The organism is Pseudomonas sp. DCA-1 (assembly GCF_046523955.1).
Classification (GTDB): domain Bacteria; phylum Pseudomonadota; class Gammaproteobacteria; order Pseudomonadales; family Pseudomonadaceae; genus Aquipseudomonas; species Aquipseudomonas putida_Y.
This window is the reverse complement of sequence record NZ_CP169881.1, coordinates 4,847,683-4,867,235: the sequence shown is the minus strand read 5'-3', so window position 1 is coordinate 4,867,235 and position 19,553 is coordinate 4,847,683. Positions and strand designations below refer to the sequence as shown.

18 protein-coding genes are annotated in these 19,553 nt (G+C 63.4%); 13 read left to right on the top strand and 5 right to left on the bottom strand.

The genetic code is table 11. The annotated features are described in order from the left end of the window. Positions 1-79: 79 nt before the first annotated feature. Complete coding sequence (locus ACE4QZ_RS22910) at positions 80-427, bottom strand: HPF/RaiA family ribosome-associated protein (RefSeq protein WP_014592331.1); 348 nt, start codon at positions 425-427, stop codon at positions 80-82. Positions 428-683: 256 nt separating this feature from the next. Between ACE4QZ_RS22910 and ACE4QZ_RS22905 the strand changes: the two genes are divergently transcribed. The 6 genes from ACE4QZ_RS22905 (at position 684) to ACE4QZ_RS22880 (ending at position 7,034) form a co-directional block, all read left to right on the top strand. Next, on the top strand, positions 684-989 hold the full coding sequence (locus tag ACE4QZ_RS22905) for a DUF3649 domain-containing protein (protein ID WP_021784088.1): 306 nt from the start codon (positions 684-686) through the stop codon (positions 987-989). Next, positions 986-2,563, top strand: a complete 1,578-nt coding sequence (locus ACE4QZ_RS22900; protein ID WP_135192745.1) for a PepSY-associated TM helix domain-containing protein — start codon at positions 986-988, stop codon at positions 2,561-2,563. Before ACE4QZ_RS22905 ends, ACE4QZ_RS22900 begins: the two co-directional genes overlap by 4 nt. Then, positions 2,563-2,889, top strand: coding sequence for a DUF3325 domain-containing protein (locus ACE4QZ_RS22895; RefSeq protein WP_021784090.1), 327 nt, complete (start codon positions 2,563-2,565; stop codon positions 2,887-2,889). The genes ACE4QZ_RS22900 and ACE4QZ_RS22895 overlap by 1 nt, the downstream gene beginning before the upstream one ends. A 5-nt stretch (positions 2,890-2,894) precedes the next feature. Beyond that, the gene (locus ACE4QZ_RS22890; protein ID WP_031322503.1) at positions 2,895-3,470 is read left to right on the top strand and encodes an RNA polymerase sigma factor; all 576 of its coding nucleotides are present in this window, start codon (positions 2,895-2,897) and stop codon (positions 3,468-3,470) included. Next, entirely contained in the window at positions 3,467-4,447 is a 981-nt protein-coding gene (locus tag ACE4QZ_RS22885) for a FecR family protein (protein ID WP_101196241.1), read from the top strand. The genes ACE4QZ_RS22890 and ACE4QZ_RS22885 overlap by 4 nt, the downstream gene beginning before the upstream one ends. A gap of 196 nt (positions 4,448-4,643) precedes the next feature. Further along, positions 4,644-7,034 (top strand): TonB-dependent siderophore receptor, encoded by a 2,391-nt coding sequence (locus ACE4QZ_RS22880; protein ID WP_103469451.1) that lies wholly within the window; start codon positions 4,644-4,646, stop codon positions 7,032-7,034. Between the two features lie 30 nt (positions 7,035-7,064). On the opposite strand, the gene ACE4QZ_RS22875 is transcribed toward ACE4QZ_RS22880, so the two are convergent. Then, complete coding sequence (locus ACE4QZ_RS22875) at positions 7,065-7,940, bottom strand: helix-turn-helix domain-containing protein (protein WP_101196240.1); 876 nt, start codon at positions 7,938-7,940, stop codon at positions 7,065-7,067. Positions 7,941-8,125: 185 nt separating this feature from the next. Here ACE4QZ_RS22875 and ACE4QZ_RS22870 point away from each other — a divergent pair, with 185 nt between their 5' ends. Next, positions 8,126-9,028 (top strand): DMT family transporter, encoded by a 903-nt coding sequence (locus ACE4QZ_RS22870; protein WP_021784095.1) that lies wholly within the window; start codon positions 8,126-8,128, stop codon positions 9,026-9,028. 114 nt (positions 9,029-9,142) lie between these two features. On the opposite strand, the gene ACE4QZ_RS22865 is transcribed toward ACE4QZ_RS22870, so the two are convergent. Both ACE4QZ_RS22865 and ACE4QZ_RS22860 read right to left on the bottom strand, forming a co-directional pair. Then, entirely contained in the window at positions 9,143-10,117 is a 975-nt protein-coding gene (locus ACE4QZ_RS22865; protein ID WP_103443776.1) for a 2-hydroxyacid dehydrogenase, read from the bottom strand. 174 nt (positions 10,118-10,291) lie between these two features. Then, positions 10,292-11,239 carry a LysR family transcriptional regulator gene (locus tag ACE4QZ_RS22860; RefSeq protein WP_003251712.1) on the bottom strand — a complete coding sequence of 316 codons (948 nt, stop codon included), beginning with the start codon at positions 11,237-11,239 and terminating at the stop codon, positions 10,292-10,294. A gap of 191 nt (positions 11,240-11,430) precedes the next feature. Here ACE4QZ_RS22860 and ACE4QZ_RS22855 point away from each other — a divergent pair, with 191 nt between their 5' ends. Genes ACE4QZ_RS22855 through ACE4QZ_RS22840 form a run of 4 tightly spaced genes read left to right on the top strand, consistent with a single transcriptional unit; the run spans position 11,431 to position 16,195 of the window. Beyond that, positions 11,431-12,960 carry an efflux transporter outer membrane subunit gene (locus tag ACE4QZ_RS22855; RefSeq protein ID WP_103469450.1) on the top strand — a complete coding sequence of 510 codons (1,530 nt, stop codon included), beginning with the start codon at positions 11,431-11,433 and terminating at the stop codon, positions 12,958-12,960. Next, positions 12,957-15,134, top strand: a complete 2,178-nt coding sequence (locus ACE4QZ_RS22850) for an FUSC family protein (RefSeq protein ID WP_021784098.1) — start codon at positions 12,957-12,959, stop codon at positions 15,132-15,134. The genes ACE4QZ_RS22855 and ACE4QZ_RS22850 overlap by 4 nt, the downstream gene beginning before the upstream one ends. Next, positions 15,124-15,324, top strand: coding sequence for a DUF1656 domain-containing protein (locus ACE4QZ_RS22845; RefSeq protein ID WP_009685040.1), 201 nt, complete (start codon positions 15,124-15,126; stop codon positions 15,322-15,324). The genes ACE4QZ_RS22850 and ACE4QZ_RS22845 overlap by 11 nt, the downstream gene beginning before the upstream one ends. 10 nt (positions 15,325-15,334) lie before the next feature. Next, on the top strand, positions 15,335-16,195 hold the full coding sequence (locus ACE4QZ_RS22840; RefSeq protein WP_021784099.1) for an HlyD family secretion protein: 861 nt from the start codon (positions 15,335-15,337) through the stop codon (positions 16,193-16,195). Between the two features lie 71 nt (positions 16,196-16,266). On the opposite strand, the gene ACE4QZ_RS22835 is transcribed toward ACE4QZ_RS22840, so the two are convergent. After that, on the bottom strand, positions 16,267-16,719 hold the full coding sequence (locus ACE4QZ_RS22835) for a universal stress protein (RefSeq protein WP_101196239.1): 453 nt from the start codon (positions 16,717-16,719) through the stop codon (positions 16,267-16,269). Between the two features lie 244 nt (positions 16,720-16,963). On the opposite strand from ACE4QZ_RS22835, the gene ACE4QZ_RS22830 reads away from it, so the two are divergent. Together ACE4QZ_RS22830 and ACE4QZ_RS22825 are read left to right on the top strand one after the other, a co-directional pair. Then, on the top strand, positions 16,964-17,869 hold the full coding sequence (locus tag ACE4QZ_RS22830; RefSeq protein ID WP_003251728.1) for a LysR family transcriptional regulator: 906 nt from the start codon (positions 16,964-16,966) through the stop codon (positions 17,867-17,869). A 135-nt stretch (positions 17,870-18,004) separates the two neighbouring features. Then, positions 18,005-19,546 (top strand): MFS transporter, encoded by a 1,542-nt coding sequence (locus tag ACE4QZ_RS22825; RefSeq protein ID WP_103463053.1) that lies wholly within the window; start codon positions 18,005-18,007, stop codon positions 19,544-19,546. Positions 19,547-19,553 lie beyond the last annotated feature (7 nt).

Sequence of the window (19,553 nt, the reverse complement as noted above, 5' to 3'; positions counted from 1 at the left end):
CGTTCGCACGTTGGTTCAGCGCCATTGATCGGCACAAACGAAAACGCCCGGCTCCAGGCCGGGCGTTTTGCTATGCCGATCAGGCGTCTGGGTCACTCAGTTCCAAGGCGCCGCGCTTGCTGCGCAGCTTGCCGTAGAAGTGCTCCAGCGCGTGATTGAGCTTGGTGGCGGCACCGTCGACTGCCTGGTCCAGAGAACTGGCGGTGTGGGTCACGGAAATCGGTTGGTGGCCTTTCGGGCGAGCCTCCATCTGGCAGCGTTTGTCATGCGGTCCGGGCTTGACGCCGTTCTCGTCGCGCAGGTGAACCTCGATGCGGGTGAGGTCTTCTTCGTAACGTTCCAGCGAGTTCTGCAGTGTGCTGCGGACCCACTGGTCGAGCCGGGCGTTACCGTCGAAATCGTTGCTGCTGTTGACCTGGATTTGCATGATTCAATCCTTATTCAGCTTGCTCGCATGGAGACGCGCCTAGGCCCTTGAGACCCTTGGAATTTCTGCGCCTCTTGACTCTAAGGTCAGGCAAGCGCGAGACGAATTCAAGCCCTTTTGGAAAATAAATTTCTTGTTGCAGATTGGCGGACTGCGACGCGCCGCTATCGCGGTCAAGCAGGTAGATAGTCCTGAGCTTTGATTATGAGAATTGAAATCATTATTATTGTAATCTCGAAAACGCCCGGACCCCGTCATGACGCGCAAAATCGCCGGCCTCCCGCTCAGCTATCGCCTGGCCGTGACATCCCGTAGCTTCGCCGCGCTGCTGGGCGGTTATCTGCTGGCGTCCCTCGCGAGCGTCTGTATTGCCTTGCTGGCCCCACTGCCAAAGGTCGATGCCACGCTCATCGGCCTGCTGCTGTCGTTCGTCTTCTACCTGCTGGCGTTCATCTGGTGTTTTGCCTGCCGCAGCGCCTTTCGCGCCTGGTTGGGCGTATTGGCGCCAAGCCTGCTGCTGAGCGTGATCAGCGGCGTTGCCTACTGGATGAAAAACGCATGAAAGAAGGCTTCCGCCAGGCCATGGCCTGGCTGCACACCTGGACTGGCCTGATCTTCGGCTGGCTGTTGTTCGCCATCTTCCTTACCGGCACGCTGTCGTACTTCAAGGAAGAAATCACTCATTGGTCACAGCCTGAAGTACGCAGCCATGCTTTGGACCCGATCAATAGCCTGGCAGTCGCTCAACGTTACCTGCAGGACAATGCAGGGCATTCGAGTACCTGGTTCATTCGCATGCCGAACGAACGGGAGGCCGCCTTGAGTGTGGGCTACCGCGACCCCAGTGGCGGCCCGCGTGGCTTCGTCAGAAAAACCCTCGATACCCAGACCGGCCAGCCGGTGGAAGCACGTGACAGCCGCGGTGGTGAGTTCTTCTACCGCTTCCACTTCCAGCTTCAGATGCCTTACCCGGTTGGCCGTTGGCTATCGACGTTCTGCGCGTTCATCATGCTGCTGGGGTTGGTCACCGGCATCATTACCCACAAGAAGATCTTCAAGGAGTTCTTCACCTTCCGCCCTGGCAAGGGGCAGCGCTCCTGGCTGGACGGGCACAACGCCATCGGCGTGCTGGTGCTGCCGTTCCACCTGATGATCAGCTACAGCAGCCTGGTGCTGTTCATGTACATGGTGATGCCGGCGGGCATCATGGCCAGCTACGGCAGTGACACCGGCAAATACTTCAATGACCTGTTTGGCCGCAATGATGCGCCCAAGGCGGCCCAGGTGGCCACGCCGCTGGTAGCGCTGCCGAGCCTTTACGGCAAGGTGCAGGAGCTGCAGCCGGGGGCGCGTATCGGCAACATCCAGGTGCAGAACCCGGGCGACAGCAATGCCCGCGTCACCTTCACGCAATCGGCAGCCGACCACGTGGCTTATCGGCGTAGCGCCAACTGGACATTCGATGGGGCCAGTGGTGCGCTGTTGAGCCAGGGCAAGCCAGAGAGCGGGCTAATGATGACCGCCTTCAGTTTCGCCGGCCTGCACATGGGTAACTTCGCCGGGCCTTGGCTGCGCTGGCTGTATTTCTTCTTTGGCGTGGCCGGTACTGCGGTGATTGGTACCGGGTTGGTCATGTGGTTGGGCAAGCGCCAGCTTAAGCACGCCAAGAGCGGAGCTGTGCCAGGTGAGCTGCGCCTGGTCGAAGTGCTCAATATGGCCAGCATGAGCGGCTTGTTGCTGGCGGTGGCGAGCTTCTTCTGGGCCAACCGCCTGGTGCCCATGGCTGTCGAAGGTCGGGCCGACTGGGAGGTGAATGCTTTCTTCATCGCCTGGGGCCTGTCGCTGGTGCACGCCGTGCTGCGTAGCGGGCGCAAGGCCTGGGGCGAGCAACTGGCGCTGGGTGCGCTGGCCTTCGCCCTGCTGCCGTTGCTCAATGGCCTGACGACGGACCGGGGCTTGAACCATTCGGTACTGGAGGGCGACTGGGCCATGGCCGGCTTCGACCTGACAGCCCTGGGGACCGGCCTGTTTCTGGCTTGGCTGGCCCGCAAGATGCTGGCCAGCCCCACGCCTGTAGCCAAGCGCGCGGCGCGTACGACAAAAAAGCCGAGCATTGAAACGGTGGGGGTGAGCTGATGCTGGGTAACGCACTGATCGCCTTTGCAGGCTTCGTTGCGCTGTGCCTGGCGATGGAAAAGCACTTCAGCGACTTGCTCGGGCGCAAGCCGCACCCCCGCCACTTGCACCTGTTGCGTGTTGCAGGTTGGCTGCTGTTGATGCTGTCGCTGGTGTTCAGCGTGCACCAGCGTGGCTGGGCCCTCGGCTTGGTGGAGTGGACCGCGGTGATGATGGCCGGGGTAACTCTGTGGGTGTTCGGCCTGCCGTACCAGCCTCGTCTGCTGCTGGGCCTGGCCGCCGTCAGCGTGGTGCTGGGCCCGATGCTCGCCGTGCTTGCCGTGTGACCCCCGTGAGCGAGCCAAGGGATATCATCGAGCCTGACGCTGACAGCGCAGGCGGGCGTGCACGTTTCGTCCAGGTGTTCCAGGCCCAGCGTGCGCGTATGGAGGCGTTGGTAAGTCGTCGGGTCGGCTGCCGCGCCACCGCTTCGGACTTGGTCCAGGAGTTGTTCCTGCGTTTCTGGCGTCGCCCCGAGGTCAAGGTCGAGTCGCTGGACACTTACCTGCTGCGTTGCGCTGGCAACCTGGCCATAGACCACCTGCGCAGCGAGAGTAGCCGCGAACGCGTGGCCGAAGCGGCTGTGCCGGTGAGCGAGGCGAGCCTGGCCCAGGCCCCTGAGCAGGCCGTGGAGGTCGACCACGACTTGCAGCGTATCGAGGCCACCTTGCGTGCCTTGCCCGAGCGCACCCGGCAGATCTTCCTGCTCAACCGCATTCACGGCTGCAAGTACAGCGAGATCGCCAAAGCCATGCAGCTGTCACAGAGCGCCGTGGAAAAGCATATGATGCGCGCCCTTGAAGCGTGCAAGGCGAGTGTTGCCGAGCCCGCGTCCACCCCACGCCGGCCAGGGAGCGCCCGTCGATGAGCCGTTTACCGCCGATCACTGAGGCGCAGTTTCAGGCCGCCCTGCAATGGCTCAGCCGGATCAACGAGCAACCCGGGCAAGCCGAAGGGGCGGCATTCAAGCGCTGGTTGCTGGCCGACCCCGCGCACCGCGCAGCTTATGAACAGGCCCAGGTGCTGTGGCAGAAAAGCGCCGCCCCGGCGGCGCGGCTGGCGGACGAAGAACAGGACGCCCTGCAGCGCTACCTCGATGCCATGGCCAGACCACCGGCGCGTGGCGGCTGGCGGCGGGTGGCACGGCTGGCGTTGGCAGCCTGCCTGGTGCTGGCAGTGGGCGTCGCAGGTGGTTGGCACCCGGGGTACTGGTTGCAGGACCTGCAGGCGGACTACAGCAGTGCCGGGCAGATCCGCCAGGTGACCTTGGCCGATCAGTCGCAGGTGACGCTTGATGCAGGTAGCGCCATTGCGGTCGATTTCGCCCAGGGTGAGCGCCGTGTGCGGTTGCTGCATGGTGCGGCGTTCTTCGAGGTTACCCATACCGGTGAGCCGTTCCTGGTGGAAGCTGCCGGCGGTGAAGTGCGGGTGCTCGGCACCCAGTTCGAGGTGCGTGCGCAGGGCGAGGGTGCCCAGGTGACGGTGCGCAGTGGGCGTGTGGGCGTCAGCCCCGCGCAGGGCACTTTGGTGCGAGAACTGACAGCCAACCAGCAGGTGACCTACCGCGCAGGCAGGGTAGGCGACACCTTGGCGGTGGACAGTGACAACCGCCTGGCCTGGCGCCAGGGGTGGCTGAACTATTACCAGGTACCGCTGGCGCAGGTGATCGAAGACCTTGGGCGTTATTACCCAGGGCGCATCCTGTTGCTCGATGGTGACCTGGGGCAGCGCAAGGTCAGCGGCAGCTTCCCGGTGGCCGAGCCGCTGCTGGCGCTGGATTCGCTGGGCAAGGTGATGGGTTTCTCACGGCAGACCGTGTTGGGGCGTTTGACCCTGGTTCGGTAGTTGCCTGTGCCAGCCTCTTCACGGGTAAACCCGCCCCTACAGCGTTGCGCGCCCCCTGTAGGAGCGGGTTTACCCGCGAAGAGGCCGGCACAGCAAAAATATTTCCAGGCACAGGTGAGGTAACAGCACGTGGTATCCGTGTAATGAGTGAAAGTGCGATTGATTCGCAATAATCACCCCTCACAGGTCAGCGTCCATGAAGTTCTCCCCGCGTTGCGTCCCTCTCTGGTTCGGCCTTGCTGCGCTCCCGGCCTTCGCTGTCGCCCCCTTGGCAAGCGCGGCCGAGCAGCTGCAGGCCTATACCTTCGCCCAGCCGGCCCAACCCTTGGCCCAGGCTCTGAACGCCTTCAGCCGTACCGCTGGCCAGAGCGTGGTCTACACCCTCGAGCTGCCGGGCGTGCAAGCGCCGGCGCTGAATGGTCGGTTCAGCGCCGAGCAGGCGCTGCAACAACTGCTGGGCAATGCTGGGCTGGCCTGGCGCCGCGTCGACGCACGTACCTTGACGCTCGAACCTGCAGACACCTCCGGAGCCCTCAACCTGCAGGCCACCACCGTGACCTCGCAACTGGACGACTACAGCTATCAGCCACCGGCCAGCGCTTCGATCATGCGCGGGCAGGGACCGAGCCAGGACATCCCTCAGGCAATCAACGTGGTACCGGCCCAGGTCATCCGCGACCAGGCCCCGCGCAACCTCGATGACGCCCTGGCCAACGTCAGCGGCATTACCCAGGGCAACAACTTCGGCGGCACATCCGACACGGTGATGAAACGTGGCTTCGGCGACAACCGCGACGGCTCGATCATGCGCGATGGCATGCCCGTGGTGCAGGGTCGCAACCTCAATGCCAGCACCGAGCGGGTCGAAGTGCTCAAGGGGCCTGCCTCGCTGCTGTACGGTATCCAGGACCCGGGTGGGGTCATCAACGTGGTCAGCAAGCGTCCGCAGTTGCAGCAGTACAACGCCCTGACCGTGCGCGGCTCGACCTATGGCAGCGGCAAGAACGGCAGTGGTGGCGGGCTCGACAGCACGGGCGCACTGGGCGACAGCAACTTCGCCTACCGCCTGATCGTCGACCACGAAGACGAAGACTACTGGCGCAACTACGGCGTGCACCGCGAATCGCTGGTGGCGCCGTCGCTGGCCTGGCTGGGCGAAGACACCCAGGTGGTGCTGGCCTACGAGCACCGTGAATTTCTCTACCCCTTCGACCGTGGCACCGCGTTCGGCAACAACGGCCACCCGCTGAATATCCCCGCCACACGCCGACTGGACGAGCCGTTCAACGACATGGAAGGGCGCTCCGACCTGTATCGCCTGGAAGTCGACCATCAACTGGCCGATGACTGGAAGCTGCACTTCGGCTACAGCTTCAATCGTGAGACCTACGATGCCAGCCAGGTTCGCGTGACCGGCGTCAACGAAACCCAAGGCACGCTGACACGCAGCATCGACGGCACCCACAATGCCATGAGCCGTGACCAGTTCGTGACCCTGAGCCTCAATGGCAATGTCGAGCTGGCGGGGATGCAGCATGACCTGCTGTTCGGCATCGACCATGAAGACCGCAAGATCTTTCGCGGTGACCTGATCCGCCAGACACCGCAGTCCACGTTCAGTTATCTGGACCCGGTCTACGGACAGGAAGTGGAGGGTTCCAACGTACGCGCCAGCGACAGCGACCAGACCGACAAGCTGCGCACCGATGCGCTGTTCGTGCAGGACGCGCTGCACCTCGATGACCACTGGATCCTTGTAGCAGGAACCCGCTTCCAGCAGTACGACCAGTACGCTGGCCGCGGTCGCCCGTTCAAGGCCAATACCGACAGCAGTGGCCAGGCCTGGGTACCTCACGCCGGTATCGTTTACAAAGTCGACGACCAGCTCTCGTTCTATGGCAGCTACAGCGAGTCGTTCAAGCCCAACTCGACCATCGCGCCGCTGACCGGCAATGTTGTGCTCGACGCCTCGGTGGCACCTGAGGAGGGCAAGGCGTGGGAGCTGGGCGCCAAGCTCGACATGCCGGGCCGTATCACGGGCACCCTGGCGTTGTTCGATATCACCAAACGCAATGTGCTGGTTTCGAATATTGACGCCATTACCCGCGAGACGGTCTACAGCAATGCGGGTGAGGTCAGTTCACGCGGTGTGGAGCTCGACGTGACCGGCCAGCTCAGCGAGCGCTGGAGCCTGATCGGCAGCTATGCATTGACCGATGCCAAGGTAACCAAGGACCCTGATCTTCAGGGCAACCGCCTGCAGAACGTGGCCCGGCACAGTGGCTCGCTGTCGGCGGTGTATGACTTTGGCAGCCTGTTCGGGGGGGACCGGCTGCGCTTCGGTGCCGGGGCACGTTATGTAGGCGAGCGTTCGGGTAACTCGACCAACACCTTCGACCTGCCAAGCTATACCGTTGCCGATGCGTTTGCCACCTACGAGACCCAACTCGACGAACACAACGTGCGCCTGCAATTGAACGTGAAGAACCTGTTCGACAAGGTGTATTACAGCTCGGCGGTGAACCAGTACTTTGTGGCGGTCGGCGATGCGCGGCAGGTAAGTTTGTCGAGCACCTTCGAGTTCTAGGTCATCGGGGGCCGCAGAGCGGACCCGGTTTCAGATGACAAAGGCGCTGCGGTATTCGCCAGGTGTGGCACCCAGGGCCTGCCGAAACCGGTTGCTGAAATGGCTGGCACTGGCAAACCCGCACAACAAGGCAATCTCCCCCAGGGGTAACACGCCCAGCCGCAACAGCTGGCATGCCCGGTGCAGCCGCCGGGCCAGCAGATACTGGTGCGGCGGGAGCCCAAAGCTGGCGCGGAACATGCGCGCGAAGTGGTATTCGGACAAGTTGCAGCGCAGCGCCAGCTCGCCCAGGGTGATGGGCTGGTCCAGGTGTGCCTCGATGTAGTCTGCCAGTTGCCGGCGCAGGTTTGGCGCCAGCCCGCCTTTCAGGCGCAGGCCGTGGCGCAACCCGACCTGGCTGAGCAGCGCATGGTCAACGATCTCGTGCGCCAGGCTGCTGGCCAGCAGGCGCTCGCCGGGTTCGCCCCAATCCAGCTGGATCAATTGACGAAAGCGTGCAGCCTGCTGCGGGTCGTCCAGAAAGGTTGCTTCCTGCAATTGCAGTTCGCGCGGTTCCCGGTCGAGCAGACGCACACAGCCCAAGGCGAACTGCGCCTCGCTGACATACAGGTGCGCCAGGCGGATCGCGCCATTGACGACCCAGTTCGATTCCTGCCCGGCCGGCATCACGCACAGCTTGTCGGGTGCACCTTTGTCGGCCGGGCGCTGGCGGCGGAAAGTGCCGGTGCCGTCGGCGATGTAGCACGACAGGGTGTGATGGCTGGGTGCCTGGTAGTCGCGGGCATCGTCACGGTTGCTCCACAACGCCGCCGCCAGGCCGTCGCCCAGGTGTGCGCTCAGCTCCAGCCTGGCGTGGGGCGAGGCATGCATGGCGTTGAACACTTGCAACTGGTTGAGTGGCGTCATTGGCGGGTCCTCTTGCCAGCCATCCTACTGTGCACTGGAGCGAGTGACATCTACCGGTGCAAGAAAAGCGCAAGTTTATGCAAGCAGCCAGAGGCCGATCGAAAGAACACTGGTGATCCCTGTAGGAGCGGGTTTACCCGCGAAGCGCCGGGCACCGATCTCCAAAGGCCCAAGGAACTGCCGCCATGAACCTGTCACTCTATCTGCTCACCGTCCTGATCTGGGGCACCACCTGGATCGCCCTGAAACTCCAGCTAGGCGTGGTCGCGATCCCGGTGTCGATCGTCTACCGCTTCGCCCTGGCTGGCCTGATCCTGTTTGCTTTCCTGTTGTTGACCCGTCGGCTGCAACCCATGAACCGCCGGGGCCACCAGATCTGCCTGGCCCAGGGCCTGTGCCTGTTCTGCGTCAACTTCATCTGCTTCCTCAGCGCCAGCCAGTGGATCGCCAGCGGCCTGATCGCGGTGGTGTTCTCAACCGCCACACTGTGGAACGCGCTTAACGCCCGAATTTTCTTCGGCCAGAAAATCGCCACCAATGTACTTGCCGGTGGTGCCTTGGGCCTGCTTGGCCTGGGCCTGCTGTTCTGGCCGGAGCTCTCGCATCACGCAGCCAGCCGCGAAACCCTGTACGGCCTTGGCTTGGCCCTGTTGGGCACGCTGTGCTTCTCGGCCGGCAACATGCTGTCGAGCATGCAGCAGAAGGCCGGGCTCAAGCCGATGACTACCAATGCCTGGGGCATGGTCTATGGGGCGGTGATGCTGGCGGTGTTCTGTGTGGTCAGCGGCGTGCCGTTCAGCATGGAGTGGAATGCGCGCTACATCGGTTCGCTGCTGTACCTGGTGGTGCCGGGGTCGGTGATTGCCTTCACTGCCTACCTGACCCTAGTCGGGCGTATGGGGCCGGAGCGGGCAGCTTACTGCACGGTACTGTTCCCCTTGGTGGCGTTGAATGTGTCGGCGGTGGCAGAGGGTTACCAGTGGACGGCGCCGGCCTTGCTCGGCTTGGTGGCGGTGATGGCGGGGAATGTGCTGGTGTTTCGCAAGCCCCGGGCCAGGGGGGCTGAGGGTGTTGTGGTCGCCAAATAGGTGATGGGTTGCCTGGGCCGGCCCTTTCGCGGGTAAACCCGCTCCTACAGGGCAGTGCGCACCGTTTGGAGCGGGTTTACCCGCGAAGAGGCCAGCACAGGCACTCCAAAACGGTCAGCCCTTCCACACCTGCGGGTTCACCAGGTCCCGCGGCCGCTCGCCCAGCAGCGCCGCACGCAGGTTGTCGATCGCCCGGTTGGCCATGGCCTCACGGGTCTCGGCAGTGGCCGAGCCAATGTGCGGCAAGGTCAGCGCGTTGGGCAGCTTGAACAGCGGCGAATCGCTCAGTGGTTCTTTCTCGTACACGTCCAGGCCTGCGCCGCGAATGGTGCCGTCCTGTAGCGCCTCGATCAGCGCTGCTTCATCCACCACCGGCCCACGGGCAATGTTGATCAGGAACGCACTCGGCTTCATCAGCTTCAGCTCTCGGCTGCTGATCAGTTTGCGGGTGGCTTCGGACAATGGCACCACGATGACCACGAAGTCGGCTTCGGCCAGCAACTGATCCAGGCTGCGGAACTGCGCGCCCAGCTCCTGCTCCAGCGCGGTCTTGCGGCTGTTGCCGCTGTACAGGATCGGCATGTTGAAGCCGAAGCGGCCACGGCGTGCCACTGCTGCACCAATGTTGCCCATGCCGACAATACCCAGGGTCTTGCCATGCACATCACTGCCGAAGTGGGCCGGGCCTACGGTGGCCTGCCAGTTGCCGGCCTTGGTCCAGGCATCCAGCTCGGCGGTGCGGCGGGCGCAGCCCATGATCAGCGAGAAGCCCAGGTCGGCGGTGCTTTCGGTCAGCACGTCAGGCGTGTTGGTCAGTGCGATGCCGCGCTCGTTGAAGTAGTCGAGGTCGTAGTTGTCATAGCCGACCGACACGCTGGACACCACCTCCAGCCTGGCCGCACCCTCAAGCTGGACGCGGCCGAGCTTGCGGCCAACGCCAATCAGGCCATGGGCTTCGGGCAGGGCTTCGTTGAACTGGGCGCTGATGTCGCCGAGCTTGGGGTTGGGCAGGATCACGTTGAAGTCTTGCTGCAGGCGTTCGGCCATGGCCGGGGTGATTCGGCTGAAGGCCAGGACGGTCTTTTTCATCGGGCAACTTCTCTGCAAGGCGGGGTTGGGCTGTGCTGGCCCCTTCGCGGGCAAGCCCGCACCTGCAGGGGGCGCGGTGCCTTGCAGGAGCGGGCTTGCCCGCGAAAGGGGCGGAACAGGCGAAATCAATGGTTAGCAACCTACCATTGTCCGCCCCCGCAATGCAGCAGCTTTTTAGTTGGCGATCAGCACCTGATGGGTTTTCAGGTCTGCCTCATGCGCGGCAAGAATCTCTGGCAGCGAGTTGCGCAGGTACTCTACCCAGGTCTTGATCTTGGCATCCAGATACTGCCGCGATGGATAGATGGCATACAGGTTCAGCTCCTGCAGGCGATATTCGGGCAGCACCCTTACCAGGCTACCGTCCCGCAGGCCCTCGATAGCCGAATAGATCGGCAGCACGCCTACGCCCATGCCACTGCGGATCGCAGTCTTCATGGCATCGGCGGTGTTCACCATGAACGGCGAACTGGTGATGTTGACCATCTCTTGGCCTTCCGGGCCATCGAACAGCCATTTCTCCAGCGGTATGACCGGGCTGACCATGCGCAGGCAGGCGTGCTTGAGTAGGTCGGCAGGCTTGTGCGCCACGCCATGCTGGGCGATGTAGGCGGGCGAGGCACAGACAATGCTGTAGGTGATGCCCAGGCGCTGCGAAACGAACCCTGAGTCGGGCAGTTCGGTGGCCAGCACGATGGAGACGTCGTAACCCTCGTCGAGCAGGTCGGGCACGCGGTTGGCCATGGTCAGGTCGAAGGTCACGTCCGGGTGCGTTTCGCGGTAGCGGGCGATGGCATCGACCACAAAGTGCTGGCCGACCCCGGTCATCGAATGCACCTTCAACTGCCCGGCCGGGCGCGCATGGGCGTCGCTGGCTTCGGCCTCGGCTTCTTCGACGTAGGTAAGAATCTGTTCGCAACGCATCAGGTAGCGCTTGCCGGCTTCGGTCAGCGCAATGCGGCGGGTGGTACGGTTGAGCAGCCTTGTTTGCAGATGGGCTTCCAGGTTGGAGACCGCCCGCGACACGTTCGCGGTGGTCGTATCCAGTTGCGCCGCAGCGGCAGTGAAGCTGCCTAATTGGGCTACGCAACTGAAAGCACGCATGTTTTGCAGGGTGTCCATGGGTCACTCTCGAGGTAGAGGACAAAATTGTGTCACGAAGTAACCTAGAAAAGAGAAAAAGTTGCCTTCGACCAAAGGCGGATTATCGCCGTTTTGGTAACAAAGATTCGCAGGAATCTGCGCTTATCGCCAGTGCTGCCGCCCCCTAGAATTGCTCGGCCTCTTCACTTCTTCCTCGGGAAATCGCAGCTGTGCCGCGTCGCATCATCAGAACGCTCAAGGCGTTCAGTGCCTGTGCCCTTGCCCTCACCTTGAGTGGCTGTATCGGAACCTGGGGCATCGCCCCGCAAAGCAAGACGCTGCAAGCCAATACCTTGACCACCGACGCGGCCATTCGCGAAGCCGCGACCGACGCTCACTGGCCCGACCAGCAGTGGTGGCGCGCTTATGGTGACCCACAGCTGGACCGCTGGATTACCCTGGCCGTTGCCGGTAGCCCAAGCCTGGCCATGGCCGCAGCGCGGGTGCGCGAAGCCAAGGCCATGGCTGGCGTGGTCGAGTCGGCTGAAAAGCTCCAGGCCAACGGCCAAGCTACGCTCAAGCGCCACAACTGGCCGGAAGATCAGTTCTATGGCCCTGGCGCGCTGTCCGGTGCCAACACCTGGGACAACAACGCTGCCATCGGCTTTAGCTACGCCCTCGACTTGTGGGGCCGTGAACGCAATGCCAGCGAGCAGGCCGTGGACCAGGCGCACATGAGCGTGGCCGAAGCCCGCCAGGCGCAACTGGAGTTGCAGAACAATGTGGTGCGTGCCTACATCCAGCTCAGCCTGCATTTTGCCCAGCGCGATATCGTCAAGGCCGAACTGGAACAGCAGGAGCAGATCCTGGCCCTGGCCAAGCGTCGCCTGGATGCCGGTATCGGCACGCATTTCGAAGTCAGCCAGGCCGAAGCGCCGCTGCCGGAAACCCACCGCCAGCTCGACAGCCTCGACGAAGAAATTGCCCTGACCCGCAACCAACTCGCGGCGCTGGCCGGCAAGGGGCCGGGGGAAGGTGCGCAGTTGCAGCGCCCGGCCCTGGTCTTGGCTGCGCCGCTGAAACTGCCTTCGAGCCTGCCCGCCGAACTGGTCGGCCAGCGGCCTGATGTGGTTGCCAGCCGCTGGCAGGTGGCTGCCCAGGCGCGTGGCATCGACGTCGCTCACGCCGGTTTCTTCCCCAACGTCGACCTGGTCGGCAGCCTGGGCTTCATGGCCACCGGCGGTGGCCCGCTGGAATTCCTCACCGGGCGCAAGTTCAACTACAACGTCGGCCCGGCCATCAGCTTGCCGATCTTTGACGGTGGGCGCCTGCGCTCGCAGTTGGGGGTGGCCTCGGCCGGTTACGACGTAGCCGTGGCGCGCTACAACCAGACGGTGGTCGGCGCACTGAAGAACATCTCCGACCAGTTGATCCGTCGCGAGTCGATGAAAGAGCAGTCGCACTTCGCGGCAGAATCGGTCGCCGCCGCGCAGAAAACCTATGACATTGCCATGGTCGCGTTCCAGCGTGGCCTCACCGACTATCTGAACGTGCTCAACGCCCAGACCTTGCTGTTCCGCCAGCAGCAGGTGCAGCAGCAGGTGCAGGCCGCCCGCCTGATTGCCCATGCCGAGCTGGTCACCGCCCTGGGTGGTGGCCTGCAGGCCGGTCAGGATGCGCCGAAAGAGGAACGCCAGGCCGCACCGAAAACCCCGGCCACCCTGGCCATTTTCGACAAGAAGCCGGATAACGCCGAATGAGCACTTCCAGTTTGCCCGTGCGCTGGCTGCAAAGCCTGGAATGGCGCCGGGGCTTCTTTGCCTGGGCACGCACCGACGGTGTGACCTGGGTGTACATCTTCAAGGTGCTGGCCGCTGCGTTCATCACCTTGTGGCTGGCCATGCGCCTTGAGCTGCCGCAACCGCGTACAGCGATGATCACTGTTTTCATCGTCATGCAGCCGCAAAGCGGGCATGTGTTCGCGAAAAGCTTCTACCGGGTGCTCGGTACCTTGGCGGGTTCGGCGATGATGGTGGCGCTGATCGCCATCTTCCCGCAGAACACCGAGCTGTTTCTGCCCAGCCTGGCCCTGTGGGTGGGCCTGTGCTCGGCCGGTGCCATGCGCTACCGCACCTTCCGCGCCTATGGTTTCGTGCTGGCTGGCTACACCGCAGCGATGATCGGCCTGCCGGTGCTGCAACACCCCGACCAGGCGTTCATGGCAGCGGTATGGCGGGCGCTGGAAATCGCCCTGGGTATTCTGGTGTCGACCTTCGTCAGTGCCGCGATCCTGCCGCAGTCGGCCAGTGCCGCAATGCGTAACGCCCTGTACCAGCGCTTTGGCGTGTTTGCCGGGGTGGTGGTGGAGGCCCTGCGTGGTGATAGCCAAAAGGACCGCTTCGAGAGCAGCAACGTGCGCTTCGTGGCAGAAGCAGTAGGCCTTGAGAGCCTGCGCAACGTCACCGCTTTCGAAGACCCGCACATGCGCCGTCGCAGTGGTCGGCTGGTGCGCATGAACAGCGAGTTCATGGCCATCACCACGCGCTTCAATGCCTTGCACCGCTTGCTGGAGCGCCTGCGTGCCCGTGGCCCGCTGCAGATCGTCAGTGCCATCGAACCGGGCCTGAACACCTTGGTGGAGTTGCTGCAGCCCTATGTGGGCCGGGCGTTGACTGACGCCGATGCGCTGCGCCTGACCCTGGAGCTGGCCGCCTACAAGGAAGGCCTGCAGGCCCAGGTGCGGGGGCTGCGGGCTGAGTACCTGGCAACGGACCCCAGCGAGTCCGACCTGCTTGATTTCCATACCGCGTTCGAACTGCTGTACCGCTTCGTAGACGAGATGTTGAGCTACGCCGAAACCCATGCCTCGCTGGCCGCGCACAAGCACGAACGCGAGCAGTGGGATGAGCCCTACGTGGCGCAGACCAGCTGGCTAGTATCGCTGGCGGCCGGTGTGCGGGCCTCGGCAGTGCTGTTGCTGCTGGGCAGTTACTGGCTGCTCAGCGATTGGCCCAGCGGTGCCATGATGACCCTGATCGCCACGGTCACCGTATGCCTTTCGGCAGCGTCACCCAACCCTAAGCGCATGTCGTTCCAGATGGCTTGCGGCACGGCCATCGGCGCTTTTGTCGGCTTCTTCGAAACCTTCTTCGTGTTCCCCTGGATCGACGGTTTTCCGCTGCTGTGCATGGTACTGGCGCCCGTGTTCATGCTGGGCGCGTTTCTTTCGTCGCGCCCTGCCTATGCCGGTTATGGCATCGGCCTACTGGTGTTCTTCGCGATTGGCTCGGTTCCGAACAACCTCACCGTTTATGACCCGTACACCTTCATAAACGACTACATCGGCATGGTGATTGGCATGTTCGTCTGTGCCGCCGCCGGGGCGATCATCCTGCCGCCCAACAGCCGCTGGCTGTGGAGCCGCCTTGAGCAGGCGTTGCGCGAGCAGGTGCTGTTCGCCATCAGCGGCCGCCTGCGCGGCCTGGGCTCGGCCTTCGAAAGCCGCACCCGCGACCTGCTGCACCAGGCCTATGGCCTGGCGGCCGGCAAGCCGCAGGTGCAGAGCCAGCTGATGGGCTGGATGTTCACCGTGCTGGAGATCGGCCACGCCGTCATCGAGCTGCGCAAGGAGCAAGCACGCGCCCCGGTGCACCCGGCCTATGCCGAGTCGCAGCCGTGGCGCCAGGCAATCCGTGTCATGGGCCGTGCACTGACCCGGCTGTTCCTGCAGCCCAGCGCCAGCAACCACGAACGCGCACTGGTGGCAGTGGACCACGCCATCTCCCGCGTGCAGGCCACCGACGAGCCATTCGCCCGGCACTTCGACACCTCGGTGCTGCGCCGCGTGCAAAGCTACCTGCACTTCATCCGTACTTCCCTGCTGGACCCACAGTCGCCACTGGCACCGGCGAAAGGACTGCACCATGCCCCGTGAAATCGCCTTCCATGGTGTGTACATGCCCACCATGACCTTGATGTTCCTGTTTGCCCTGGGCCTGGCCTGGGGCCTGGACCGGTTCATTGCCAGCCATGATGGCTACCGCTTCTTCTGGCACCCGGCGCTACTGCGCCTGAGCCTGTTCGTCTGCTTGTTCGGCGCCATGGCGCTGACTGTCTACTGGTGAGAATCCTTCGATGAAAAAGTTCTTCAGCCTGATCGCCACCCTCCTGGTGCTGGTCGCTGCCGTGGCCATCGGTCGCCAGTTGTGGCTGCACTACATGACCACGCCCTGGACCCGTGATGGCCGTGTGCGTGCCGACATCATCAACGTCGCTGCCGACGTGCCCGGCTATGTGGTGGATGTACCGGTCAAGGACAACCAGCGGGTGAAGAAGGGCGACCTGCTGATCCAGATCGACCCTGAGCACTATCAGTTGGCGGTCGACCAGGCCAAGGCGCTGGTCGCTTCGCGCAAGGCCACCTGGGAAATGCGCAAGGTCAATGCCAAGCGCCGTGCCGACATGGACAACCTGGTGATCTCCAAGGAGAACCGCGACGACGCCAGCAACATCGCCAACTCCGCCCAGGCTGACTACCAGCAGGCCCTGGCCGAACTGGCTGCTGCCGAACTGAACCTCAAGCGCACCCACATCGTGGCCACGGTGGACGGCTACGTGACCAACCTGAATATCCACAAGGGCGACTATGCGCGTACCGGCGAAGCAGTGATGGCGGTGGTCGACGAGAATTCGTTCTGGGTTTACGGGTTCTTCGAGGAGACCAAGCTGCCGCATGTGAAGGTGGGGGACCAGGCCGAATTGCAGATGATGAGCGGCGAGCGCCTCAATGGGCATGTGGAGAGCATTGCCCGCGGCATCTACGACCGTGACAACCCACAGAGCCGCGAGCTGATCGCCGACGTGAACCCGACCTTCAACTGGGTGCGGCTGGCACAGCGGGTGCCGGTGCGCATTCACATCGATGACGTGCCGGAAGGGTTTTTGCTGGCGGCGGGGACGACCTGTACTGTGGTGGTGAAGCCGAGTTCGCCTTGAGATGCAGGTCGCCAGGCTGATCGAGCGCCGCCCGCGCGGTGCTCGATCCTACCGGCGACACATCCCTCAGTTCATGCACTCGCCGGTCCCACCAACACCGGCACTTTGACCCGATCAATCACCTTCGCGCTGATCGAGGGGTCGAGCAACCGCCCCAGCCGCGACAGGTGTCGGTGGCCCATGATGATCAGCTCGCAGCGCAGTTCCTGCGCTTTGGCGATAATCGCTTCAACCGGCAGCCCGGCCACCATGCAGCCCTGGCTGGCGAAGCCGGCTTGCTGCAGTTCGCGCACGGCCTCGGCTACGGCGTGGTCGGCATGTTGCTGTTCCACGCAGGCGGCGGGGTATTCTTCCAGTTCCTCGGCGGTGTAGGGCGCGGGTTGCTCGTGCACCGCGAAGGTGGAATCGATGGCCAGCAGCACGTGCAGTTCGTGCTCGCCCGGGCGGCAGTAGCGGCGGGCGAGGGTAAGCAGGGCGGCGGATGCGGGGGAGGCGTCGATGGCGATCAGGACGGGGCTGGGCATGCGGGATCCTTGATGTATTTGGGGGCTTGGGCGGCCTTTTCGCGGGTAAACCCGCTCCTACAGGCCAACGCAACACCTGAACCAAGGAGCCGGTTTACCTGCGAAAGGACCGAACCTGCCATGCAGCATTTTTGACCTAATCCTTCCCTGAATAAATGGTGCACCACGCACAAGCGCATTGCGTCCGGTGCAATCCATCAACCTGATACCATCGCATTCCCCACAGCTGTAACGGAAAACGGCCATGCAACTTCCGGACATGAACCTGCTTGTCGCCCTCGATGCCTTGCTCGACGAGGGCAGCGTGGTTGGCGCGGCGCAACGCATGAACCTGAGCCCGGCAGCCATGAGTCGGACCTTGGGGCGTATCCGTGAAGCACTGGGTGACCCGATCCTGGTGCGGGCCGGCCGTGGCCTGGTGCCGACGCCGCGTGCACTGGCCCTGCGCGAGCAGGTGCATGGCCTGGTGGAGCAGGCCGGGCAGGTATTTCGCAGTCGCGACGATGTCGACCTGGTGAACCTGGACCGTGCCTTCAACATCCGCACCAATGACCTGTTCATCGCCCTTTATGGGGCTCAGTTGTTGCGCATGATGCTGGCCCAGGCACCGCATACGGTGCTGCGTTTTGTGCCGGAGGGCAGCGGCGACGATGATGCGGTGCTGCGCAATGGGCAAATCGACTTGATCATCAGCTCAGCCATTGAACTGGGCCCCGAAATCAAGGTTCAGAGCCTGTTCAACACCTACTTCGTGGGCTTGGCGCGGGAAGGGCACCCGGTTTTCGATGACGAGATAACCCCTGAGCGCTTCGCCGCCTACCCGCACATCAGCGTGTCACGCCGTGGCCGCGCCAATGGGCCTATCGACGTGGCGCTGGCCAATTACAAGGTGGAGCGCCGGGTGGCCCTGATCACGACGAGTTTTCACTCCGCGATGTTTTCGCTGCCGGACTCAGACCTGATCTTGCCGATACCCGCCAATATCCTGAACAGTGTGAACCGGCTGAAACTGCCATTGCGGTCTTTCGAGATCCCCGTGCCACTGGAAAAGGTCAACGTCATGCAGGCGTGGCACCCGCGGTTCGATAATGACCCGGCCCATCGCTGGCTGCGGCAGACGTTGAAAGCGTGCGGCAGGATGGACCCTTAAGGCGTGTGGCACGTGCGCATCCGCTACCCGATTGCGTTTGACGCAATATAAAACTGCCGACAAGTCAGTTTTCGTAAGCATTCGACCTTCTTAGACTTGCTCCAGTCGCAAATTTGTTGCCGGAGATGTCTGTCCATGAGTTCCCTGTCCGTCCCGTCTGCCGCCACTGCCGCCGCCCTCGCGCCGGCTGCCCCCGCGCAGGCTGCGTTCGGCCTGCAGGTCGTGGTCGGGTTGTTCGGTGTGTTGCTGGCTGTGCTTTGCGCCGGCCTCAACGAGTCGGTAACCAAGATTTCCCTGGCCGATATCCGCGGCGCCATGGGCATCGGAGCCGACGAAGGGGCCTGGCTGCTGGCGGCATACAGCGCCGCTTCGGTATCGGCCATGGCTTTCGCGCCGTGGCTGGCCACGACCTTCTCGCTGCGGCGCTTCACCATGAGCGCTGTCGGCCTGTTCGCCGTGCTTGGCTTGCTGCAACCTTTCGCCCCCAACCTGCACAGCTTGATGTTGCTGCGCATACTGCAGGGCTTTGCCGCTGGCGCGTTACCGCCGATGCTGATGAGCGTGGCCCTGCGCTTTTTGCCGCCAGGCATCAAGGTCTATGGCTTGGCCTGCTACGCCCTGACCGCCACCTTTGGCCCCAACCTCGGCACGCCACTGGCGGGGCTATGGACCGAATACGTCGGTTGGCAATGGGCGTTCTGGCAGATCATCCTGCCCTCGCTGCTGGCCATTTTCTGCGTAGGCTGGGGGCTGCCGCAGGACCCGCTGCGCCTGGAGCGTTTCAAACAGTTCGACTGGCGGGGCGTACTGCTGGGCCTGCCCGCCATCAGTTGCACTGTGCTGGGCCTGTCGCTGGGCGACCGCTGGGGTTGGTTCGATTCGCCGCTGATCTGCTGGCTGCTGGGCGGTGGCCTGCTGTTGCTGGTGTTGTTCATGTACAACGAGTGGTCCGAGCCGTTGCCATTCTTCCAGTTGCGCTTGTTGCCGCGGCGCAACTTGAGTTTCGCCCTGGTGACCCTGGCCGGTGTACTGGTCGTGCTCTCGGGTGTGGGCAGCATCCCGTCGGCCTACCTTGCGCAGATCCAGGGCTACCGCCCGGCGCAGACCAGCCCGTTGATGATGCTGGTGGCCATGCCGCAACTGATCGCCCTGCCGCTGACAGCGGCACTGTGCAACATCCGCGCAGTGGACTGCCGCTGGGTGCTGGGCATTGGCCTGGCGATGCTGGCGGCGTCCTGTGTTGGCAGCAGCCTGCTGACCAGCGAGTGGATCCGTGGCGACTTCTACCCGTTCTACCTGCTGCAGGTGTTCGGCCAGCCGATGGCAGTGCTGCCGTTGCTGATGCTGTCCACCAATGGCATGACCCCGCAGGAAGGCCCGTTCGCCTCCAGCTGGTTCAACACCGTCAAGGGCCTGGCCGCCGTGATCGCCGGTGGCCTGCTGGAGGTTCTTGGCACCCTGCGCCGGCATTTTCATTCCAATCACCTGGTAGACAGCTTGGGCAACGCCCCGTTGATCGACGGTAACGCTGCTGGCTTGGCCAAGCGTATTCACGACCAGGCGCAGGTATTGACCTCGGCCGACCTCTATCTGGTGCTGGCCTGTATCGCCGTGGCCCTGATCTGCCTGATTCCTTTCGTGCCTACCCGGGTCTATCCGCCGCGTGCGGTGGCTTGAACCCTGG